This window comes from Candidatus Aegiribacteria sp., assembly GCA_021108435.1.
GTDB lineage: Bacteria > Fermentibacterota > Fermentibacteria > Fermentibacterales > JCC-6 > Aegiribacteria.
This window is the reverse complement of sequence record JAIOQY010000115.1, coordinates 1-18,651: the sequence shown is the minus strand read 5'-3', so window position 1 is coordinate 18,651 and position 18,651 is coordinate 1. Positions and strand designations below refer to the sequence as shown.

Here is an 18,651-nt window from a genome sequence, read left to right as displayed (position 1 = left end):
AATAGAAATAGTCATGTCAGATTACCCCGGTGGGTGGTAGAGAGAAAAACAGATATAATCTGAAATAGGTGTTTTAGAATTATCACAGGGAGGTTAATATGTTTGAATATCTGATTGTTATCGCAATGCTGGGTTCAGGATTTACAGGATTCACTGAAATCACTGAAACAGGCACAGACGGCTGCGTTATCACAGAAATGATGACAGAGATCAATGGAGAAATCGTTGAGAACACAGGACAGGTTCTGCAGGAAACCGGTGATACAGGCGGCACCGACCTGTCTCCTGCGGTTTTCTGGGTTGATAGGAATCACCAGGCTGCTATCGCAGATGAAACGGTGATCTGCAGGGATGGTGCGGGAATTCTGGCCTGCTGGGGACTCAACAATGACAGGATTTCCAGATATGATACTTTCGGATCGGAAATACCTCTCTGGACTTACAGTATGCCGGGTAATGAATGGGATATGGATGTAGCAGCAGGGCAGGATACCCTGATGTTTTCAGCAGCTTCCAATATAGACGGAATATTTGCCTGGCTGTCCGGGTCATCCGTGCCTGATCTATCTCTTGATCCCGGTAGGAAACAGGACATTTCATCTGACGGACTGTATCTTGTCTATATCAACAGCTCGGGAGATTCGCTCATATGCGTGGACACCTCTACCGGTTCCGCAATCTGGCAGACTGCGCTGTTTGTTGCAGGAAGTCAGACAGACGGCGTGGAGATCTGCGGTGACAATTCACGCGTAGTGGCCTCGGTCTATGATGCTTCTTCCGGATGCATGGTTTACGATATGACTGACGGAAGTCTTATCGGTACCCCTGTGGGGAATTACAGTCAGTCACCTGCCAGAATCTCCGATGACGGCACAAGACTGGTAAATGGCGACTTCTATGGACGTATCAAGTTCTACGAATTCGATGGAGCGTCCTGGGTTCAGCTTCTGAATTTCTATACGGGGCATACCTGGGCAACGGGCGTGGGGATAAGCGGTGACGGGCAGACCGCTGCCGGCGGAACAATGGGAACCAGTCCACTAAGAGGAAAAGTCGTTGCTTTCGACTGGCCTGAAGGAGGCTCACCGACTCAGCTGTGGCAGTACAACGATTACGGAGATTTTGTCACTTCTGTTGATATCTCTGAAGATGGTTCGGTAATCGTTGCCGGAAGCTGGGGACAGTTTCAGGGTACCTTTGGTGATGTTTTCACAGCCTTTGAACATAGTGGCGGCGTGATATTCAGTCTTCTGGATGACATAGACGAACCGGGCTCGATCTACAGTGTCAGTGTAAGCTCTGACGGGAGTTATGCGACAGCTTCCGGTAAGGCCGTTCATGCAAGACAGATGGGTAACGGGGGGCAGGTATACAGCATAGATCTGACGACTACAGGAATGGAAGGAACCCATGCGGATCCACTGCCTTACTGGATGGGGGAGCCGTACCCGAATCCGACTGTCTCGCAGATGAGCGTGGAGATGCATGTACCGCAAACGGGCAGAATTACTGATCTTGCCGTGTACAGTCTCGATGGAAGGCGGGTAGCCACTCTGAACTGCGTAACTGCTCCAGGAGATCATGTCTCTGTCTGGGATGTTACGGATGATTCAGGTGAATCCCTATCTTCAGGGCTCTACCTGATCAAATTGAGTGCTCCCGGGACGGTTTTAACCAGAAAAGTGATGATACTGAACTGACCTGACAGCCTGGAGAAATTATGAACAGGGAGAGTAGAGCCGTAGTTCTTCTCAGCGGCGGGCTTGATTCCGCGACGACCCTGGCTGTTGCCGGGGCTGAAGGGTTCAGTACATACGCGATGTCCTTCAGCTACGGTCAGCGGCATTCACCGGAACTTGAAGCTGCCGCAGAAATTGCCGTGATTCTGGGAACCGAAGATCATATAACAGTATCTCTTGATCCGCGCCTTTTCGAAGGATCCGCGCTTACCGGTACGGAGAATGTGCCTGTAAACAGTTTAACCATTGGAATCCCGGAGGAAATACCCCCTACGTATGTTCCCGCACGGAATACAATTTTTCTTTCAATGGCTCTGGGATGGGCTGAGGTGATAGATGCAGGACACATTTTCATCGGTGTCAACGCGCTGGATTACAGCGGTTATCCTGATTGTCGCCCGGAGTACATCTCCGCTTTCCAGAGGCTTGCTGATCTCGCGACGAAAACAGCGGTGGAAGGGTATCCCACGAGGATTCATACGCCGCTTCTGAATATGACAAAGGCTGAGATCATCAGATTGGGGCTCGAACTAGGCGTTGATTATTCATTGACGGTAAGCTGCTACAATCCGGACGGAGAAGGGCGAGCCTGCGGTCGCTGTGATTCATGTTATCTTAGATTGAAGGGTTTCAGGGAGAACGGTTTGAAAGATCCTGCTGCATACTACGGGAAATGTGGATGCGAATGAGCTACAGAGTAAAGGAAATGGTTTACACGCTGCAGGGAGAAGGGGCCAACACCGGGGTTGCAGTTGTCCTGTGCAGGTTCGAAGGATGCAATCTCGACTGCTCATTCTGCGATACGGATTTTACGGGAGTTAACGGACCTTCAGGCGGTGAATATTTATCCTCTGCTTCCCTCGCTGAAGCTGCATGTCAATGCTGGCAGGGAGATGTTCCTTCGCGAAGGATTCTCTGCACAGGCGGTGAGCCCCTGCTGCAGCTTGATTCAGAGCTTGTAAAAACTTTACATGAGCGCGGATTTGAAATTCTGCTCGAGACCAATGGTACTCTGACAGCACCGGATGGAATCGACTGGATATGTGTCAGTCCGAAGGCTGGTGAGTATCCTGCAATCAGGCAGGGGAATGAACTCAAACTTACCTATCCTCAGAATGGTATCGATCCTGAGAAATATCTTTCTCTGGACTTCAGGCATTTTTTTCTTCAACCGATATCAGGAGCGAATCTTGAGAATAATGTGCGGCTGGCAATAGAGTACTGCCTTGAACATCCCCGCTGGCGTTTGAGTCTGCAGATGCATAAATACACCGGTATTCCATAGAAGAGAGAAGAACATGGAAATTTTCAGATTATTCACATTTGACGCAGCGCATTTGCTTCCAAACCTTCCTCCCGGCCAGAAATGCGGCCGTATGCATGGTCATACTTTTCATCTTGGAATTTATGTAGAAGGACCTGTCGGAGAAGAATCCGGCTGGGTGATGGATTTCAGTGCCATCAAATTACTCTGCAGGCCTGTGCTGGAGGAACTTGATCATTCCTTTCTGAATGACATTCCGGGACTTTCTAATCCAACCAGTGAGAATATCGCAAAATGGATATGGAACCATCTCAAACCCGTCCTCCCGGGTCTGAGTATGGTGGAGATAAAGGAAACTCCTTCTTCCGGTTGCAGATATCGGGGTTCTGAAGAATCATGAACGACGTTCAGAACAGTCATGACCCGCGAAGAATTCCACTCGATGAAGCCGGCGTAAAAGACCTTCAATATCCAATAACAATTCTGGATCGGGAAAACGAAAAACAGCAGACCGTTGCGACTATTTCGATGTCAGTTGCGCTTCCTCACCATTTCAAGGGCACACATATGAGCCGTTTTGTGGAAGTTCTCAGCAGACATTCCTGCGAGTTCACAGGACACACAATCCCGGAGATCCTTGAGGAATTGAAACAGGTTCTCGACTCTGAATCAGCCAGTATGGAAATCAGTTTCCCGTATTTCCTCGAAAGAAAAGCTCCTGTAACAGAAACCTCCGCAAAAATGAGTTATCAGTGCAGCTTTACAGGTCGAACCGGTCCTGATTCAACTGACTTTGTCCTGAGTGTATCCGTGCCCGTCAGCAGCTTGTGTCCGTGCAGCAAAGAGATCAGCAGGTATGGCGCGCATAACCAGCGGGGATATATCACGATTGATGTCAGAAGCAGGCCTGAAGAGAAAGGGATTCCAACGATAATCTGGATAGAGGAACTGATTGAAATAGCGGAATCATCGGCATCATCACCGGTTTACGCAGTTCTCAAAAGGCCTGATGAACGCTATGTGACTGAACAGGCCTACGATAATCCCGTGTTTGTTGAAGATATGGTTAGGAATGCCGCCGAGAAATTGATGAAGGACGAAAGAGTGACCTGGTTCCAGGTTACAGCAGAAAATCACGAAAGCATACACAACCACAGTGCTTATGCCAGGGTTGAGTGGTTCAGATAGTTCTCAATTTTCCATTCTGTATTGCTTCATCCCAAACTCAGCAAGAAATGTGAACCGGTTTCTCTAAAAAACCTGTATACTATTTCCCGGAGGTGGTATGAGGGAAGATACCGAGCAGATCTACAGGAAGCGGATTCTTGCAGTACTTGATTATATCAAGGAGAATCTCGATGGAGATCTCAATCTCGACGAGATCGCCGGAGTGGCTTTCTTTTCTCCATTCCATTTTCATCGTGTGTTTTGCGGAATGGTTGGAGAAACACTGGCAAGTCTTATCAGGCGCCTGAGACTTGAAAGAGCTGCTTTCAGGCTCCTTAACGGAGTTGAGCCGATCATGCTGATTGCGATAAGAGCTGGTTATGACTCGAACCAGTCTTTCACCAGAGCTTTTAAAACAGCATTCGGTGAAACTCCATCTGATTTTAAAAAGTATCGGAAAAGTATTCCGCTTATCCATGCTCCCTCAGGATATCACTTCATGCCGGAAAATGGGATACAGTCGTTTAATCCAATTCGGAGAGGAAATGTTACAATGGAAGGTAGAATAGTCGAACTGGAGCAAATGAGGATATTGAGTGTGAAAAACAAGGGGGCATATTACAAGATAGGTGAGGCCTTTGAGAAACTCAGTGATATTGTTACAAAGAATAATATTGACATAAAAAATAGTCAGTGGCTGGGTATCTTCTGGGATGATCCAGAATCAGTTCTCGAAAAGGAACTTCGTTCCGAAGCCTGTGTCACCATTGAAGGTGATATTGAGATTCCTGATGGTGTAGAAGCGGAAGCAGGTGAGATACCCGGAGGGCAGTACGCAACCACAAGACATACAGGATCGTATAAGGGAATTGGAAAGGCATGGGGAGAACTCTGTGGAATCTGGGTCCCCCAGAACGGGTACAAGCCCAGAGAAAGCGCTTGTTTTGAAATTTATGTTAAAGGATCTGAGTGCACCAATGACGAATCCGAGTATATTACAGACCTCTATGAACCTATAGAACCAGTATAAGTTTCGATTTATTCACAGATCTGATTATGTATTTGTACTGAATGGTATTAACTTAAATAGAGGATGGAAATATGTACTGCAGGAGTATTCTTGTGCTGATGCTGATTGTATTGAAAACATCAAATGTGGCTTCGGATGATTTCAGTACCGCTGTGAGCTTTGACAGCGCCGTTGAGGCAGCGACTGCCATAGAGACCCTTAATCCCGATGCAGGTTTTGATCTTCCGGGAGCTGTCCTGCTTGAGGACAGCGTGCTTTATGCTGACAGCGTTTATCGTCACTTTTACTATGCTGTTCCGCTATCCTACGAATCAGGGACACCCGCGCCATTGATGATGTGGCTTCATGGCGGCGTGAGTACTCAGGAACTCAGTGATTACGAACCAGAAGTGCTGACCGAGTGGCATCTGATCCCCGGTATACTTGATATGGGTTGTATACTGGTTTTCCCCTGTGCTCAGAGCGGAGCTGTATGGTGGGATTTGGTTGGTCAGCAGGGAATTATGGATATTATCGCCACTCTCAAGCACAGACTCAATATCGATGACTCGCGGGTGTTCGTCGGAGGATTTTCTGATGGAGCTTCCGGAAGCTGGGCGCTGATGATGCTGCAGCCCTCTCCGTTTGCGGGTTACCTTGCCTTCTCAGGACATCTTGGAGTAGCCGCCATCCATGGTGATCGAGCCACATACCTTTCGTGCCTTTCCAATCGTCCCGGCATTGCATCTCATACTGACGATGATGGTCTGTATCCTTCATCGGTCATGGCTCCTTCAGTTGAACTCGCGCAGGAGGCAGGAGCTGAGATAGCATACCACACTTTCGAGGGTTACGGACACGATGCCGATTACCTGCCCCTGCTTGAGGAAGATGTCATGATCTTCATCGACACAACATTCAGGGAGCGCTTTCCTGAGCATCTTATATGGAGAACCGGGGAACCCTCAGGCTGTGATTGGTTAATGGTGGATTCAATCATTCCATGGCCTGTGCTGACGGAGGATACTGACCATAACATGGTTCTTGTCTCCGAAAGGCTTACTATTGGTTTCATGCCGGACTGGGAGGCTGAAGGTGATGGTATTCCTGTAGCACAGGTTCTCGATGGTGATACTCCTGCGAACAGGATAGAACTAAAAGCGGATGATGTGATAATCGGTTTTCAGGATTGTCCCGTAATGGATCTGGAAGACCTCTTTGAGGTCATGTCAGAGATGTCTCCGGGAGATCATTTCACCATGAATGTGGACAGAGGCGGGGAGCAGATACATCTGACAGGCAACTTCAACCCGCCGGAATACTACTGGTTGTTTCCCCGCAGCAAGCCCTCAGTGAGAGTGGATGCGGTCTACGCCGGTAATTTCTTCGACATTGAAGTGAACAGATTATGCGTTCTCCGATTATTGCTCCATCCGGATATGATTGATCCTGACAGGGAAGTAACCGTGCTGTGTAATGGAATAGAGATTTACCGCGGATTCGTGGAAATGAATTCCGAGATGGCGATTGACACCTATGCCAGAACCGGTGATCGCCAGCGTCCCTGGGCGGGTGAGCTGGTGCTTGATCTGGAAGAACTGATGCTGCCCAGGCTTGCAAATCCCTGAAGGATGCGAATTTATTCAGGGAGCTTCTCCGTATTCGGCGTCGACAGAAATGGAAATTCCTCCCCTGATTCCGAAGTCGGCTATAACTCTGCACCATCTCGGATCCAGTGCTTTCACAAGATCATCAAGAATCATGTTGGCCACGTGTTCATGAAAAACGCCTTCATTCCTGAAAGACCAGAAATAGAGTTTAAGTGATTTGGATTCCACAATCTTTCTGTCAGGCACGTATTCGATGGAGATCGAGGCAAAATCCGGCTGACCGGTCTGGGGACAGATGCAGGTAAACTCATCACAGGTCAGTGTTACGATATAATTACGGTCGGGATGATGGTTGGGAAATACTTCCAGTCTTTTTGAGGGAAGGCTTTTTCCTCCCAGAGCTGTAAGTTCGTCCATATCTGAATTATCAGTCATTGGATAATTTACTCCATTCCTTTGTAAACCTAGGATCCAGAATTGGTCGCACAGTATCTTTCACAGGTTTCCGCCACTTTTCCGTATTAAAATTATGACTCTGCCATATTTCAATACTTTCTACAATGAACCGCCATCTCCACTCCGGTTCTGTGCTTTTCCATTCAACAGCTTCATCAAAAAGCCTGTAGGGAGATTTCCCCAGGAGGACCTGTTCCAGAAGGAGAAGCTTTTCGGCAATCCAGTCAGTACATGCCTCCGGAAGGGATGTCTTCTGATTCATCTGTCTTTTGCACCGCACCTGAAGAACAGCTCCAAGTTCATTGTCATTTCCGCAGAGTATCAGGCACTTACTGAAGTCACTTCTTGCCTCGGAAAGTCTGTAAACAGGTCCCATTCTCAACCTGGCGGCTGAATCAGGATTGTCTGCTTCCTCATACAGATCGGCAGCTTTTTCAAACAGCTTTTCAGCTTCCTCCCATTTACGGGCTCTGCACAGAACATCGGCCAGAATAGAATGTCCAGCAGGCCATAACGGATAATCTGAGATAAGGTTTTCACCCGAAGCGACCGCAGCAGAACTGTTGCCAAGCTCATTAAGAAGCTGGATTTCCCTTTTCCGCAACTTGCGCAAACTGGAGAGTTCCTTCTCAGAGGTGATTCTGTTCCGGATTGAAAGCAGCTGTCTCCCAAGCTGTCCTGTTGTCGTCACTGGAAATGGAACCCCTTTTCACAGATTACTCTTCTGCATGCCTCGACTACATCCGGATCGTACAGTATGCCGGAATTTTGAGTGATCTCCTCAATGGCACACTCAAGACCCGGGATGGACCTGTATGGTCGATGTGATGTCATGGCTTCCACAACATCAGCTACTGCGATGATTCTTGCCTCTATCAGGATATCATCACCTTTAAGCCCATTTGGATAACCTGATCCATTATACAATTCCTGATGCTGCAGAACCACATCGGCAACAGGCCATGGAAACTCCACTTCAGAAAGTATGTCATATCCGATCTGTGAATGCGTCTGTACAATTTCCTGTTCGAGTTCAGAGAGCTTTCCAGGTCGAGAGAGAATTTCCTGAGGAATGCTGATCTTGCCTATATCATGAACAAGAGAAATCATGAACACGGCTTCGACCCTGTCTTCATCAAATTCCAGCTCAATTGCTATCAATCGCGCAAGCTCCGCGACTCTAAGCTGATGTCCTGATGTATAAGGATCCTTTGATTCGATTATTCTTGAGAGAGTATGAATGGTTCCTTCAACGCTCTTCTTAAGATTCCGCATGCTCTCCTGAAGTTCAATTGTGCGATCCTTCACACGCTCCTCGAGAAGGCGTTCTTGAGCTACCAGCCGGCTTTCCACAAGCTTTCTATCGGTGATTTCTCTGCGAAGTTCCACATTTCTCAGATAGTACAGCTCTGCTTCTTTTTCTTTCTGTTCAGTTTCATACCTGACCTGAAGCTTGGTGATAGTCTCAGCGCTTTTATCGCTGAAGATCTCCTGTATAAGGGAACTGTACTTCTTGAAAAACAGAAATGCCTTCTCATAATCACCCATTTCCTTGTAAAGCAGTCTGATTCATAAATTCTTGCTCCTATACCGGAGGAAATCCTCAGAGCTCTATTAAGATATTCCAGTGCCTCATCATACTTTTTCTGAAGAATCATGATGTGACCTATAAACTTGCAATTGTTAGAGATACCTTTTTCGTCCTCCAGTTCCTCAACAATCGACAGCGATTTTCTGTAGTATTCAAGAGCCGGTGTGTATTCCTGCAGCTTCATATGAATTTCTCCGATATTGCTGTATGAAATCGATATGCCCTGCATGTCACCGAGTTCTTCCTTCAGTTTTAAAGATCTGCAGTGGTAATCCAGAGCGCTTTCCAGGTCATTCTTTTCCTTTGCCAGAATTCCCATGTTATTCAAGGACATGGCCAGTCCTGACAGATCTCCTGTTTCTTCTCTTATCCTGAGGGCTTTCAGGTAATATTCCTCAGCTCTTTCCAGGTTTTGTCGTTTACGGAAAATAATTCCAATGTTATTCAGGGAATGGGCAATACGATTTCTGTCATTAATTTCCTCAAATATCGAAAGTGCTTTCATATGCTGATCAATCGCAAGATCAAATCTGCTCTGATAGCTGTAGACAAGTCCGATGTTCGTGAATGTTGAAGCGATACCTCTCTTGTTATCAAGCTCAACATAGATTGAGCTTGCGATATTGAAATATCTCATGCTTTCAAAGTATTTACCCCTGGCACCTTTTGAAATGCCCATAAGTTGATTACCGGATGCTTCGCCTTTTCTATACTTCAACCTTTCCGAAAGAACTATGGATTCCTTGGCGTATGCTTCTGTTATGAGCGGTCTGGATCTGTAAAGCAGCATACCCAGCTCATTCAGCAAATCGATTCTTGCCCGACCGGTTTTTCCTGAAGGAGGTTTTGATCGTGCTTTTTTCAGCTTGCGTTTGAGAACCGCTATTTCAATATTCAATCGCTGAACTCACTTCCCGCGGGACTAATCAAAGCTGAAATCCTTTTCACATATCACTTTTTTGCATGCTCTGACAGTATCCCTGTCGTAAAGAATACCCTCATTCTCAGTTATTTCCTGAACCGCTTCCTTCAAGCCCAGAACTGCTCTGTAAGGACGATGAGATGACATCGCTTCAATAACATCCGCAACACATATGATCCTTGCTTCAATCGATATGTCATCTGCTTTCAGGCCCCGAGGATAGCCTGATCCATCAATGTATTCATGATGATCTCTTACAATCTCAGCTATCGGCCAGGGAAAATTTATCTCACTGAGTATAGTGTATCCCGCCAGAGGGTGAATCTGTATCATTTTCATTTCCAGATTACTCAGGGTTCCCGGTTTGCTCAGTATCTCTTGAGGTACATTGATTTTTCCGATATCGTGAACCAGAGATGCTATACGTATTGCTTCAATCTTTTCCTCAGGCAGGTTCATCTCTCTTGCGATGGCGCAGGCCAGTTTTGCAACCCTGATCTGATGTCCGGAAGTGTAGGGGTCCCTCAGTTCCGTGATCTTCGAGATAAGTACTATTGTTCCCTGAAAGCCGCGTTCGAGCTTATTGTAACTGTTCTTGAGTTCGATTGTTCGATCATTTATCAGTTCTTCCAGCTGATCCTGGTGTTCCCTGAGTCTTTCCTCGAAGTGTATGCGCTCGGATATCTCATCCTGCAATTCGATGTTCTTCAGCTTGTATATCGCGGCTTCTTTTTTCTTCCTTTCAGTTTCAAATTTGATCTGAAGCTGAATCATATTTCTTGAACTTTCATCACTGAATACTTTCTTCGAGAGATCGTTGTATTTTCTGTAGTATTCAAGCGCTCCGGTAAAATCGCCCATTTCTTCGCACAGATCTGAAAGGTTTTCATACGCACGTATTTCACGATATTTAGCATCAGTTTCTCTGGCAATTTCAAGAGCCTGATTCAGATAGACTCTGGCCTGTTTGAATTCCCCCTGAATCGTGAGCAGCTCGCCTAAATTGTTGCAGGATGCCGCGAGCCCGGTTTTGTATTCGATCCGATTGAATATCTCATAAGCATTCCTGAATTGCATCTTCGCGGCAGCGAAGTCACCCCGGGACTTCAATATCCCGCCTATATTGTTGAATGAAGTGGCAATTCCGAGCTCATCACCAAGTTCCGTGAAGTATTTCAGAGATCTTTCTGCAAACTTAAGTGCTATGTTAAAATCACCCTGATCCTGGTAGATATTGCCCAGATTGTTGGTTGTTCTTGCAATTCCTTCCTTATCACCGATTTCTTCCCTTATCGCAAGTGATCTGAGGTAGTACTTGAGTGAATTACTATGATCTTCGTGCTTTCCGTAGATGATGCCGATAGAATTAAGTACGCTGGAAATTCCAGGTTTGTCATTGGTATCCTCGTAAATAGCAAGAGCTTTCAGGCTGTAATCAAGGGCTTTCTCATATTCACCTCTGTATGAGTATGAGATCCCCTGAATTTTGTAACATCTTGCGCAATGGATTTCAATTTCAAGTTTCTGAGCTATCGATAGAGCCTGCTCAGCAAGATTGCAGGCTTCATAAGGATCTTTTTCATAGAGGATTTCTGCCAGATCAAGCAGAACTGTAATCTCTTCCTCGGATTGGCTGCTGTCGGATCTGCGGATATCCGCGAGTTTCTTTTGAAGCATCTCGATATTACGGCTGATCAGCGGACCTCCCCTTGTATTCAGGCAGGAACCCGGATATCTGTGAAGTAACCCCTACGATCTATCGGTATTATTAGCAATAATAGATTTTTCAGCAAAGCGGAAGTCTATCCCAGAAGTTGAGAGTAAAGTATACGGAACCAGGAAAGATCAGCAGCGCTCCTCCGAAAATTCCCATCCGCTGTCCGGAACACGGCTCCCAGTCGATGTCCCAGCTTGATTACCGCCAGCGAAAGATCGACGGTTACGATACCTGTCAGTGTGTTGCCTGCTGGCTATACCACTCTGTTTCTGCCTCTGTTTTTTGCGTCGTACAGATTTCTGTCAGCTATTCTTATATAGTAATCCGGACTTGAATTCGAATAATCCTTATCGTATACGCCAAAACTGATTGTTACCTGAACTTTCTGATTACGGTAGACAATGGATAGATCCTCAATCACCTTTCGAAGTGTTTCTGCGACATTTCTACCGCTATCAGGAGATGTATCCGGAAGGATAATAAGAAATTCATCACCTCCCCAGCGGCAGATCATATCCTGTGCTCTCAGGCGGTTATTCATAGTAATTGCTATTTGCTGCAGTACTTTGTCTCCACATTCATGACCATGTTTGTCATTAATCTGCTTGAACCGGTCTATATCACCCAGCATCAGAGAAAACGTACTGTTTGAACGAATACACCTGTGTATTTCATGCTTCAGATTTTCTATCATGAATCTTCGATTCATGCAGTTGGTCAGAGGATCGAACATTGCGATACGTTCTATTCTTCCTAACAGAATTGAAGTAGCCATAATGGAAATAAGAGCAAGAGACAGTATTATGCCAGTTTCAAAGATACACTCTGCCAGGTTAAAATAAGTGGCTGTGCCACCAAACAGAAGGTAAGGAATATCGAATAATTCATCTATCCATTGAAACAGTATTACAAAAGCGAAACCGATACATTCGAACAGGATTACTTTTTTGAAGAGTTTACTTCGGTTCATCTTAAACTCACTATCCTGGATTACTGAAAATGAAACAGTGCAAAACCCCTCCTCGGTGTAATACAAATATTTGAATCACCGGTTCTGGAAGCTTTGAATAGAACCTAATTTGTATTAATACTACTACTTTACCGATCTATGCACCAGTTGAAGGATGGTATCGGTTCCGCTGGAAAAAACGCCAATATTAGTGTATTGTATGCTTGCTTCTTCTGTTGCTCTTGACCTGACTGGAGAAAATGATTCTGAATAGGACAGCAAATTCGCGGCTTACTCCTGATGTCAAAATCTTCTTACAGAATGAACAGGAAATATGGGAATAAATACTCTTTATGAGGGTCATTACAGAGCGCTTGAGACGGATTTTCTCGAACTTGTCGGGGGAATTGTCGCGAGTGGTGACCAGCTGACAGTTGTTACCGCGGGAAGCGGACAGCTGGATAGACTGCGAGAGCTTCTTCTGAAGGCGACCGCCGGGGGAATCATTGGCGGTGTAAAATTCCTTCCGGGCATCAGGCACCTTGCTTCCGAACTCAGTGCCGCACCTATGGTTATGGAGACTGTAAGTCACGGTGACAGAACTCTTTTTACTCTGCGGGCAATGGAAATAATTAAGCCTGGAGAACCTCTATATTATCTCAGGAATAATTCCGAAACAGCTCATTCGATGGGAACATTCTTCGAAAATCTCTTTGAACACGGAGTTACTCCGGAGATATACGAGCAAACATCTCTTTCGCTCTCGGAAGAACAGACGAAAACAGAAATTGTTATCGAAAAAGTATTCGGGAAATACAGTGCATATCGCAGAGAAAATTATACATGCTGTGGAGATATGATAATAGAACAGGCACATCCGCTTGATAAGGCGGGAACAACTTTATTTTACGGCTTTTATGATCTCAATCCTGCTCAGAGGCGATTTCTCAGACGGTTCTTTGATCATAACACAGGAATATTCTGGTTCAGTCCACTGGAAGAGAACTCTCAGTGGAATAAGGTTTATACCAGAACCAGGAAATTACTTGAAAATCAAGGCATTGCTTCAATCAGGATGCCTGGGGGTCGTGAAGCCATGAATTCCTTCGCGAATTTCTTCGAAGCCCTTCACGTACAGTCCCGTCCATCAGTGCCTGCCGATGGTTTTAGCATTACTGCTGTTTCCGGAGAAATTGGTGCTTCAAGAGCAGCGCTGAAACGTATCAGGGAACTTAATACAAAATACAATATTCCACTTTCAAAAATCGTTGTGATCAGAAGGAAGACCGAAAATGACACTCTCGTATTTCTTGCTCATCATGAAGGTGTTCCGACCGCTTGTTCCCTTAAAACAAAACTGTCCGCGGTACCGGCAGGGAAATTTGTACTTGATCTGGCGCGTATTGATGAAGGAGACTTTCACTATACTCTGATTGAAGAGATTCTATCAAGTGGTGTTCTTAAAGATGATCTTAATCCCGATCCATCTGAAATGTCCGATATTGTTGAAACAAGTGGAATCCGCATGGGACGCGAACACTGGAGGGATTGGTTCGTCTCTCTCGATAGCAGTAATAAATCAGGAAGACTTATGCGGAAACTGGATGCCTTCTATTGTGGTCTTCCGGAAAAGGCGGTTCCCGCTGATTATCTTAACATCCTGAAAAACCTTATGGTTGCTATATCAAAAGGAGGGTTGCCGTCAGAACTGATGGAAGCACTCTTTGACCCGAACAGCTTCCGATGGGATCGAGAAGTTTCATGGAAGCAATTCGCAGATGCTCTTCGACTGTATTACCAGGAGAAGACCGTTATCCTGCGAGACGGCTTCAGACATGGTTTTCAGATTCTCACTATAGAAAAGGCAAGAGGAAGCATTTTCAGCAGTGTGATACTGATGGATCTTGAAGAGGGAATTTATCCCAGGCCATCGATTGAGGATCCTCGCCTTAGTGATGAACTTCTAAAAAAACTGCAGATGACGTTAAAATCCGAAAGAGAAATTGAAGACGGGTATCTGCTCAGGCAGGCAGGAGAGGCTGCCGGCAGAACACTGGACATAATTTACCGGCAGAGGGATGCTGCGGGAAGCGAAATATATCCATCTTCATTTATCTCAAATCTTGTAACAGTCGATTCCGATTATTCTCCTGATCCCGCATGGTTCAGCATGAGTTCCTCCTCTGCGCTTGAGCAGATGCTTGGCGGAACTCATCAGGGGCAGCGGATAGCTTCTGCTGTTAGCAGTGACAATCTTCACGGTGGCCATTTCTTTACTGGTTCTCTCACGGCAGAGAGGTCCCGGATGGATCCCGGAAGTTTTGACTGCTACGACGGCGTCTTCAAAAATTCTCCATTCAGAAAGCATGTATATACAGCAACCATGCTTGAGAACTACGTAAGATGTCCGTTTGCTTTTCTTGCCGGGGAGTTATGGAAACTGAATGAGAGAAGGATGCCCATTGTAAGCAGTTCTCCCGATTTCCGCCTTAAAGGTAAAATTGTACATGAAGCAGTTGAGGAAATAATCCGACTATTTGGATTCAAACCTGCTGCTGATGACGTTATCAGTATTCTCCTCCGGGAAGCCGATAAATCCGATCTGGAGAAAATACTCGGAAACGCTTATCTCGTGGAGCTGTTTCTGGAGAACCAGAAAGAGATTATCCTGAAAAGCCTTGATATTCTTGCTGCTGAGGAATGGAAGTTCATCGCCAGGGAAGTAGACCTGCAGGGTAAAATTGGTGACCTGGATATCCGCGGCAGGATTGATCTTATTCTTGAGGATAAAAATGAAAATCTGGTTGTGCTTGATCTGAAGACAGGAGGTCTTCCTTCGAAAAAGGATATTGAAAAAGGGAAGTATTATCAGCTTCCATTCTATTACATGATGACGAAAAGCAGCTATCCCGGCAGGAATATATCAAAGGTGACTTATGCCAGTATTTCAGCGAGGGAACCTGGCAGGCTGGTCGGTTATTCCGGTTATGATGTTGAACAGATTATGGATACTATACAGATGAATTTCGAAAGAATCGCTTCAATGATGCAGGAAGGTCTTTTTCCACCGATTCCAACCGGAAACTGCGATTTCTGTAATTTCAAAAACCTGTGCAGAAGAATACCTTCTCAGCGGATATTGGCTAAAGCTGCATCTGACAGCAGAATGGAACTGCTCAACGGAATGATAAGTATACGATGAATATCAACTACTCCGATATGAAGGCAAGAGAAACAATCCGCACTGAGAACGCAAATAATGTATTTATTCAGGCCAGCGCCGGTACCGGGAAGACAACCCTGATAATTGACAGGGCCATAGAACTTCTGAGGATAGGAATCCCGCTAGAGAAACTCGCTGTTGTGACCTTCACTAATGCTGCGGCAGCAGAGCTTCGTTCCCGAATGAGAGAGAAACTGCGATCACTGAAAGATTCAGGTGAAAAACAGTTCGATGAAGCGCTGTCAGCAATCCCTGGAGCGTGGATTACAACTATACACGGATTTGCGTCGAGAGTACTCAGGGAGTTCTTCAATTACACCGGAATTGATCCTGCCTTCACAACAACGGAGGGGCATTTCACTCCAATCGAGATAATACGCGAATGGGATGCATGGCTTCTCCGGCTTGAACGGGAAAAATTCCAGGGCAGTAAAGGTGCTCTGATTCAGATAGGTACTGAAAAAGTGCTTGAGATATCGCGTGGAATAGAAGAGCGCCGATGGCTGGTTTCAATTGATAACATAGGAGACAGGACTGAAGCCCTTTCAATTCTGGATACTTTCGAGGATAAGCATGTCTCCGCAATCGAAAAGATTCTTGATGAATGTAGTGATCACTCCGACAAACTGTTCAGGATTGGGGTAGAGTTCATTGAAGGAGTGAAGAACCTTCAAGAACATCTTACAGATGGTAATTACGAAGAAGTAATCAGACTTTGCTCCATCATCAGACTCAATTCAGGAAGCGGGAAGAACTGGGATGACAAGGACAGAGCAAAAGCAGTTCTTCGTAAAGCGAGAGAAGAATTTCAAAGGATTGCTCCTGTCCTTAAATCAGGGAAAATTACTGAAGAGACATGGAAATTCGCGAACGCCTTTGCGCAGGAACTACGCAGCAAATGGGACAGTGACAGAAGCAGGCTGTCCTACAATGACCTGCTTTATACCGCATGGAAAGCGATTTCCAAAAGCGGTATGCTGGCCGGATGTCTCTCAAAGAAATTCGATCATATACTGATAGATGAGTTCCAGGATACCAGTTCGGACCAGGTCAATCTCTTCACTGCATTCATTCAGCAGGCCGGTATGCTTCCCGAGGGTAGAATTACTATCGTCGCTGATGACAAACAATCCATTTACGGCTGGCGAAACGCAGATATAGAAACTTATCGCGATTTCAGGGAGAAACTTGAAAACAGTGGTGCTATTGAAGAGACGATTACCACTAATTTCCGGAGCAGCAGAAGGATTATCCGCTTTGTAAACACCTTCGGATCAGAGCTGTTTGGAAACCAGACACCTGAGGAAGAGGCATTCGGGTGCGCTTATTCGGCTATAGAAGCTTGTCCTGAAGCGATTGAGGGAGTTCCTGTAAAAGTTGTGCTTCTCCCCGACTTACCGGATAAACTGAAGAACAGGTACAGTGAACCAGCCTATCAGACCATACTTCAGGCAGAGTGGTTTGCCGGTTATCTTTCGAGCGGATTTGCTGCTGGTGAATCTCCCGGGGATTACGCCCTGCTTTTGCGGTCAACAACTCACCTTCACCATTTCGTTAATGTGCTGGAGAGGGAGGGTATCCCATATTTTGTGGATGCTACAAGGGATTTTCGCATGCGATCCGAAATTACCGATCTGAAGGAACTGCTGAGGTGTTTACTTTATCAGAACGATATGCTCGCATGGGTGCATTCCCTGCGTTCGCTGTTTTTCGGGATATCCGATCCTGTTATTAACACAGCAATTCAAAATGGCGCAACAGGATATATGGATGAAAATCAGAACTGTCCCGAGGAGGTGCTTCAGGCAAATATGTGTCTTAGAAAATTCAGGGAGTCGATCGAGACCATTCCTCTTGCTGATTTTCTCTTCGAGCTTCTCTTCCAGACCGAGATGATTCCAGTGATCCGGGCAACCGGATATCAGGAGACCCGGAGACTTGGTAATCTGCAGTACATTCTGGAGCAGGTTCTTTCTGGGAATATTTCGACCTCCTGGGAATTACTTGGGTTTCTGGATGAGAATCTTTCTCCATCAAGGACCGAAGAGCCATCAAATGTTCCCTCTGACGGCAGTGCGGTAACATTGACCACAGTTCACAGGGCGAAAGGTCTGGCGTGGAAGCACGTTGTTCTGGCCGCTCTGCCGAAAAGCGGTTCCGGACGTTCTGGATCCAGAATTCCGGTTATCTCCTATGATCATGATGAGAAAGCTGCATTCAATCTTGGCATTCCCATGGACATGAAAAGCAAATACAAGCTGAAAACACCTTTCTGGCCGGAAATAACACAGAAGAACAGGGCAAGGGAAAGCGCGGAGTTAAGAAGACTTTTGTATGTAGCGGTAACCAGACCGAAGGAGTCTCTGGTTTTGTTTGCCAGCCCTCTTGAAAATCCTGGAAGTACCCCCGGGGGTATACTGTGGTCAAACTTGCAGGCGGCGATTGAAAAAGATACTGAATGTTATCTAATTGAAGAGATGGAACAGGTGGAAGAATTGCCTTTCGTTAAAGCTGCCGGATCGAGCGCTGTAATGAGTGAAAAGTTTTCCGATAGCGAAGGAAAATTGTTTGAAGCTCAGATGATACCGGAAAACTGGCAGCGTAGAGGAGCCAGAATAGGTGATGATGTTCACGCCGTTCTTCAGAAAATTGATTTTTCTGACCCCCATGACTGGTTCGCGAAACACGATGGTTTTCTGAAAAGATTGTATGGTGATGACTTTGATGAAATCAGAGAATTGTCATTGAAACTGTTCCAGATAGATCTTCCTTTCAGCATAGAGCAATCGCTTGTAATCAGCAGAGAATATCCATACATAACAAGTACGTGCAGCGGGATGGAAAAACGGTACATCGATCTCCTGCTCAGAATTAACAACGAGCTGATCGTCGTGGACTACAAGACCGATACATTTGACGGAAGAACCACGGAACAGGTCGCTGAACAGTATATAGAGAAGCAGCGGCAATACATTCAGGATGTTTCCAGACTATTTGGCCTGCC

At 45.9% G+C, this 18,651-nt stretch carries 15 protein-coding genes; 9 read left to right on the top strand and 6 right to left on the bottom strand.

What is annotated here, in order from left to right; all coding sequences use genetic code 11:
• The first annotated feature begins 98 nt into the window (after positions 1 to 98).
• The 7 genes from K8R76_06725 to K8R76_06695 all read left to right on the top strand — a co-directional run bounded on the left by K8R76_06725 (position 99) and on the right by K8R76_06695 (position 6,807).
• Complete coding sequence (locus K8R76_06725) at positions 99 to 1,700, top strand: T9SS type A sorting domain-containing protein (GenBank protein MCD4847868.1); 1,602 nt, start codon at positions 99 to 101, stop codon at positions 1,698 to 1,700.
• Between the two features lie 20 nt (positions 1,701 to 1,720).
• Positions 1,721 to 2,428, top strand: coding sequence for a 7-cyano-7-deazaguanine synthase QueC (gene queC, locus K8R76_06720; protein MCD4847867.1), 708 nt, complete (start codon positions 1,721 to 1,723; stop codon positions 2,426 to 2,428).
• Complete coding sequence (gene queE, locus K8R76_06715; protein ID MCD4847866.1) at positions 2,425 to 3,024, top strand: 7-carboxy-7-deazaguanine synthase; 600 nt, start codon at positions 2,425 to 2,427, stop codon at positions 3,022 to 3,024. The genes queC and queE overlap by 4 nt, the downstream gene beginning before the upstream one ends.
• Positions 3,025 to 3,037: 13 nt before the next feature.
• Entirely contained in the window at positions 3,038 to 3,403 is a 366-nt protein-coding gene (queD, locus tag K8R76_06710) for a 6-carboxytetrahydropterin synthase QueD (GenBank protein MCD4847865.1), read from the top strand.
• On the top strand, positions 3,400 to 4,191 hold the full coding sequence (gene folE2 / locus K8R76_06705) for a GTP cyclohydrolase FolE2 (GenBank protein MCD4847864.1): 792 nt from the start codon (positions 3,400 to 3,402) through the stop codon (positions 4,189 to 4,191). The genes queD and folE2 overlap by 4 nt, the downstream gene beginning before the upstream one ends.
• 97 nt (positions 4,192 to 4,288) lie before the next feature.
• Positions 4,289 to 5,200 carry an AraC family transcriptional regulator gene (locus tag K8R76_06700; protein MCD4847863.1) on the top strand — a complete coding sequence of 304 codons (912 nt, stop codon included), beginning with the start codon at positions 4,289 to 4,291 and terminating at the stop codon, positions 5,198 to 5,200.
• 71 nt (positions 5,201 to 5,271) lie between these two features.
• Positions 5,272 to 6,807, top strand: coding sequence for a PDZ domain-containing protein (locus tag K8R76_06695; protein MCD4847862.1), 1,536 nt, complete (start codon positions 5,272 to 5,274; stop codon positions 6,805 to 6,807).
• A 15-nt stretch (positions 6,808 to 6,822) separates the two neighbouring features.
• On the opposite strand, the gene queF is transcribed toward K8R76_06695, so the two are convergent.
• The 6 genes from queF to K8R76_06665 form a co-directional block, all read right to left on the bottom strand.
• Positions 6,823 to 7,206 carry a preQ(1) synthase gene (gene queF / locus K8R76_06690; protein MCD4847861.1) on the bottom strand — a complete coding sequence of 128 codons (384 nt, stop codon included), beginning with the start codon at positions 7,204 to 7,206 and terminating at the stop codon, positions 6,823 to 6,825.
• A gap of 10 nt (positions 7,207 to 7,216) precedes the next feature.
• On the bottom strand, positions 7,217 to 7,936 hold the full coding sequence (locus tag K8R76_06685) for a tetratricopeptide repeat protein (protein ID MCD4847860.1): 720 nt from the start codon (positions 7,934 to 7,936) through the stop codon (positions 7,217 to 7,219).
• On the bottom strand, positions 7,933 to 8,634 hold the full coding sequence (locus K8R76_06680; protein MCD4847859.1) for an HD-GYP domain-containing protein: 702 nt from the start codon (positions 8,632 to 8,634) through the stop codon (positions 7,933 to 7,935). The genes K8R76_06685 and K8R76_06680 overlap by 4 nt, the downstream gene beginning before the upstream one ends.
• A 5-nt stretch (positions 8,635 to 8,639) precedes the next feature.
• A complete protein-coding gene (locus tag K8R76_06675; protein ID MCD4847858.1) occupies positions 8,640 to 9,734 on the bottom strand; it encodes a tetratricopeptide repeat protein in 1,095 nt (364 codons plus the stop codon).
• Between the two features lie 24 nt (positions 9,735 to 9,758).
• Positions 9,759 to 11,435 (bottom strand): tetratricopeptide repeat protein, encoded by a 1,677-nt coding sequence (locus K8R76_06670; protein MCD4847857.1) that lies wholly within the window; start codon positions 11,433 to 11,435, stop codon positions 9,759 to 9,761.
• 293 nt (positions 11,436 to 11,728) lie between these two features.
• Positions 11,729 to 12,445 (bottom strand): GGDEF domain-containing protein, encoded by a 717-nt coding sequence (locus K8R76_06665; GenBank protein ID MCD4847856.1) that lies wholly within the window; start codon positions 12,443 to 12,445, stop codon positions 11,729 to 11,731.
• A gap of 313 nt (positions 12,446 to 12,758) precedes the next feature.
• Here K8R76_06665 and K8R76_06660 point away from each other — a divergent pair, with 313 nt between their 5' ends.
• On the top strand, positions 12,759 to 15,626 hold the full coding sequence (locus K8R76_06660) for a PD-(D/E)XK nuclease family protein (protein MCD4847855.1): 2,868 nt from the start codon (positions 12,759 to 12,761) through the stop codon (positions 15,624 to 15,626).
• On the top strand, positions 15,623 to 18,651 hold a 3,029-nt coding region (locus K8R76_06655), incomplete at its 3' end, for a UvrD-helicase domain-containing protein (GenBank protein ID MCD4847854.1). The genes K8R76_06660 and K8R76_06655, both read left to right, overlap by 4 nt.

Bases quoted from the DNA above. Each gene is read 5' to 3' on its own strand.
- queE (MCD4847866.1), top strand. From the start codon at position 2,425: ATGAGCTACAGAGTAAAGGAAATGGTTTACACGCTGCAGGGAGAAGGG.
- K8R76_06660 (MCD4847855.1), top strand. From the start codon at position 12,759: ATGGGAATAAATACTCTTTATGAGGGTCATTACAGAGCGCTTGAGACG.
- queF (MCD4847861.1), bottom strand. From the start codon at position 7,206: ATGGACGAACTTACAGCTCTGGGAGGAAAAAGCCTTCCCTCAAAAAGA.
- K8R76_06700 (MCD4847863.1), top strand. From the start codon at position 4,289: ATGAGGGAAGATACCGAGCAGATCTACAGGAAGCGGATTCTTGCAGTA.
- K8R76_06665 (MCD4847856.1), bottom strand. From the start codon at position 12,445: ATGAACCGAAGTAAACTCTTCAAAAAAGTAATCCTGTTCGAATGTATC.
- K8R76_06725 (MCD4847868.1), top strand. From the start codon at position 99: ATGTTTGAATATCTGATTGTTATCGCAATGCTGGGTTCAGGATTTACA.
- queC (MCD4847867.1), top strand. From the start codon at position 1,721: ATGAACAGGGAGAGTAGAGCCGTAGTTCTTCTCAGCGGCGGGCTTGAT.
- queD (MCD4847865.1), top strand. From the start codon at position 3,038: ATGGAAATTTTCAGATTATTCACATTTGACGCAGCGCATTTGCTTCCA.
- K8R76_06670 (MCD4847857.1), bottom strand. From the start codon at position 11,435: ATGCTTCAAAAGAAACTCGCGGATATCCGCAGATCCGACAGCAGCCAA.
- K8R76_06695 (MCD4847862.1), top strand. From the start codon at position 5,272: ATGTACTGCAGGAGTATTCTTGTGCTGATGCTGATTGTATTGAAAACA.
- folE2 (MCD4847864.1), top strand. From the start codon at position 3,400: ATGAACGACGTTCAGAACAGTCATGACCCGCGAAGAATTCCACTCGAT.